The following is a 1,672-nucleotide window of genomic DNA, read 5'->3' on the forward strand; positions in this document are numbered from 1 at the left end:
GTCTCAGCACCGTCGCAATCGATCTCGGCCCGGCCACGGCATCCATTCTGGTTGCCACCCTCAGCATGACCCTGCGCGTACGCCAACAACACCCACTCATTCGCCGCACCGCCGAACTCAGCGCACTCACCGTCGCCGCCATCACCACCACAAGCGCCATCCTTCAACCCCACCAAACCCACTGGCTGATCGCACTACTGGTCTCCATCACCCTGCTGCTAGCATCCATCTCCGCCGACGGCATCTTCGGATCACAATCCCCACGCCGCCACATCATCTGGGCCGCCGTCACCTTCGCCACCTGGGCACTCTGGCTACGCCTCGACCAAAACCGCGTCGACGCCCTCGAAGCCTACGTACTGCCCCTCTCCGCCACCGTACTCACCATCGCCATCTTCACCGCACGAGCCGAGTTGCGGGCGTCCCAGTTGCGTTCAGGCCCCTACATCGCACTCGCCGGGCTCCTGCTCTCCCTCGTTCCCCTAGCACTCAATGCAGCAAGCGGAACCGGGCTGGGAACACTCCTCATCGCGGGGATCTCGGCAGCGCTACTGCTCGGGGCTGCTTTCCTGACCCCGCCGCCGCGCCTGATCGCGTTCTGGGGCATCACCGTTGTTGGGGCAACCGCCGGACTCGTCGTAGCCACAACGGCGCGCGCGCTCTACTCGATCGAGACCACGCTCAGCCCGACCCCCGAGCTGGATTCATGGCTGCTCGGCGCCGTCGGTGTGATGGGCTTAGCCAGCTTCGGACTCGTGGCTTCAGGCTTCTCACGCAAAGCCGCAACAACAGTCTGGGCTCGCACCAGCACCCTGCTGCTTGGCAGCGCGCTCGTAGTATTTTTCACCATCGAAACTATCGTGATGGTCGCCCTTTCCACCGTGCCAACGAACGACATCCGAATTGTGGTGCTCATTGCCGTTGGCGCAGTGCTGACCGTGCTCGGTGCTCGCTTCACCGCGCCGCCGTTCACTCGCAACGTCAGCTACCTTGCATTCGCTCTCGCCGGTTTCGTCAGTCTCACTGCACTAGCGACGCCCGTTGTTCAGCCCGTCGAGTGGTCCCTCACCATCTCCGCCCTCGGCCTCGCGCTACTCGTGCGCGGGCTCATCATGCGCACTGACGAAAGCAACATTCTCGAACGTCGCATTGTGTGGTGGTTAGGTTTCGTCTTAAGCGTTGTCGCCGGCCTCAGTCTCTGGAGCGCGCTGCTCAGCGGAGCGCAATTCACCAACGCCCACCTCATCGTCAACCTTCCGCTCATCAACGTGATTGCAGCGTTGACACTTACCGCCACCCTCGGGTTCACGATGTTTGGCCGCGGAATGAGTAGCCACACGATCGAAAGAGTCGTTGCTGCGGCCGCACTCGCCCCCACAACAGTCTGGGTTCTCGATAGCGCGAGCAGGGCGATCGGTCTCAGCACCGTCGCAATCGATCTCGGCCCGGCCACGGCATCCATTCTGGTTGCCACCCTCAGCATGACCCTGCGCGTACGCCAACAACACCCACTCATTCGCCGCACCGCCGAACTCAGCGCACTCACCGTCGCCGCCATCACCACCACAAGCGCCATCCTTCAACCCCACCAAACCCACTGGCTGATCGCACTACTGGTCTCCATCACCCTGCTGCTAGCATCCATCTCCGCCGACGGCATCTTCGGATCACA

General features: G+C 62.7%; 1 pseudogene. It reads left to right on the forward strand.

What is annotated here, in order from left to right:
* Window positions 1-1,672, forward strand: a pseudogene (locus tag ON14_RS15785) (hypothetical protein); the annotation flags it as partial.

This window comes from Salinibacterium sp. PAMC 21357 (assembly GCF_000247645.1).
In the GTDB taxonomy this organism is placed as follows: domain Bacteria; phylum Actinomycetota; class Actinomycetes; order Actinomycetales; family Microbacteriaceae; genus Rhodoglobus.